We start from the raw sequence: 1845 nt of genomic DNA on the forward strand, positions 1-1845 counted from the left end.
CCGAAACCCGCAGCTGAAGTGGTCATGGAGATGCACCGGACCGGTGTCCCGCCGGACGCGGAGTCGCGCGTACGCCGCGCGGCTGTCTACGGCTCCGGCCGGTAGTCCGGCGCCGGAACAGCTCGCCGGCTTGACGGCTGGATCCGCCGCCAGATCGGCGTTTCCGAAGTTCGCGGAGTTCGTGACACAGGTCGGCGCGGCCACGAGTGCCGGGACGCTGCGGGGCGTACAGCAGACGGAGCTCGCCCATTGGACCGGCGGAACCCGGCCGCGACCGCTACAGGACGCCCCGGTCCCCTGGTAGCGGTCATGGGGTGCCAGAGCGCGGCCGATCCTCCCGCGGAACTGGCGCTCCGGGTGCCTCCAAGGTCGTTCTGGATGCGTCGAGCATCGTCGTGTCCTCCACCACGCGTCGGTCCTTGAACAGGATCAGGAACAGCACCAGCACGACGCCAGCGATGGCGGCCGGGATGATCCAGATCTGGGTCCAGTTGTGACCGTCGGCGGTAGCGAAGCGGTCCACGATGGGGCCGGCCAGGAGCGAGCCGATCAGGATGCCCACGCCGTACGTGGCCAGGGTGATCAGCCCTTGGGCCGCGCTGCGGAATCGCTGACCGGCGAACTTGTCGGTGTAGATCTGCCCGGCGACGAAGAAGAAGTCGTAGCAGATCCCGTGCAGGACGATGCCCAGCAGGAGCATCCAGTACAGGCTTCCGGCGTCGCCATAGGCGAAGAAGACGTACCGCAACGCCCAGGCCGCCATGCCGACAGCCAGCGTGAGCTTCACGCCCAATCGCACCAGCAGGAACGGCATGAGCAGCAGGAACAGCACCTCGGACACCTGCCCCAGCGACTGGACCGCGGCCGCGGAGCGCACGCCCGCCTCGTTGAGGAACAGGTTGGTGAAGTTGTAGTAGAACGCCAGGGGAATGCAGATCGCGATCGAGGAAAGGAAGAACACCAGGAAGGAACGGTTCTTCAGGAGACCGATCGCGTCGAGCCCGAGGATGTCGCGCACGGTCGCCTTCTCGCCGCGCCGAACCGGTGGGGTGGCGGGCAGCAGGAAGCTGAACACGCCGAGGATAAGCGACGCGACCGCGGCCATCCGGAAGGTCAGGGCGAGCGTCCCTGCCTGTTCCCAGGCCAACCAGCCGATGATCACACCGGCCACGATCCACCCGATGGTTCCCAGCACCCGCACCGCCGGGAACTGCTTCTCGGGATTGGTCATCTGGCGGAACGACACGGAGTTCACCAGCGCCAGCGTCGGCATGTACAGGATCATGTAGGCGAGGATGACCGGGAAGAACGCCCCGAACGTCTCCATCGTGGACGCCCAGTACAGCAGCGCGGCGCCGGCGATGTGCAGGATGCCCAGGACCTTCTGGGCGGAGAAGAACTGGTCGGCGATCAGTCCGACGATGAACGGCGCCGCGATGGCGCCCAGGGACTGGGTCAGATAGGCAAGGCTGATCTGGCTTCCCGAGGCCGACAGGGTCTTGGCGAGGAATGTGCCCATGGTGACGAACCAGGCACCCCACACGAAGAACTCGAGGAACATCATCAAGGAGAGCTTCAGGCGCGTGGCCGTACTGATCCTCCCCCGGGGCTGAGCTGTCGAAGCGGTCATGGTGGTGCCTCCCTCAACAAAGTGGTCGTGCCCCGTGGGCGCTTCCCGGCTGGGATGGGTACTCATCGGCCCGTCGCCCATCCGGTGTCAGGCGACGAGAAAGGGTCGTAGGGGTGCGGTGAAGACAGAGGCGGTTCATGCAGCTACCTCCACCCAGGTGTCGCTGGCGGCGGACCTCAGGACGGCATCGGTGACGACGGCGGCCCGCAGGCCGT

At 66.5% G+C, this 1845-nt stretch carries 1 protein-coding gene; it reads right to left on the minus strand.

Going from position 1 to position 1845, the window contains the following annotated elements:
* Window positions 1–307: 307 nt before the first annotated feature.
* Window positions 308–1711 carry a nucleoside permease gene (locus AB0M20_RS41215; RefSeq protein ID WP_364306736.1) on the minus strand — a complete coding sequence of 468 codons (1404 nt, stop codon included), beginning with the start codon at window positions 1709–1711 and terminating at the stop codon, window positions 308–310.
* Window positions 1712–1845: the final 134 nt, after the last annotated feature.

The organism is Actinoplanes sp. NPDC051633 (assembly GCF_040681735.1).
Lineage (GTDB): Bacteria > Actinomycetota > Actinomycetes > Mycobacteriales > Micromonosporaceae > Actinoplanes.

What these genes read in the sequence shown, in the direction of transcription:
- AB0M20_RS41215 (WP_364306736.1), bottom strand. Translation starts at nt 1,711, where the DNA reads ATGGGCGACGGGCCGATGAGTACCCATCCCAGCCGGGAAGCGCCCACG.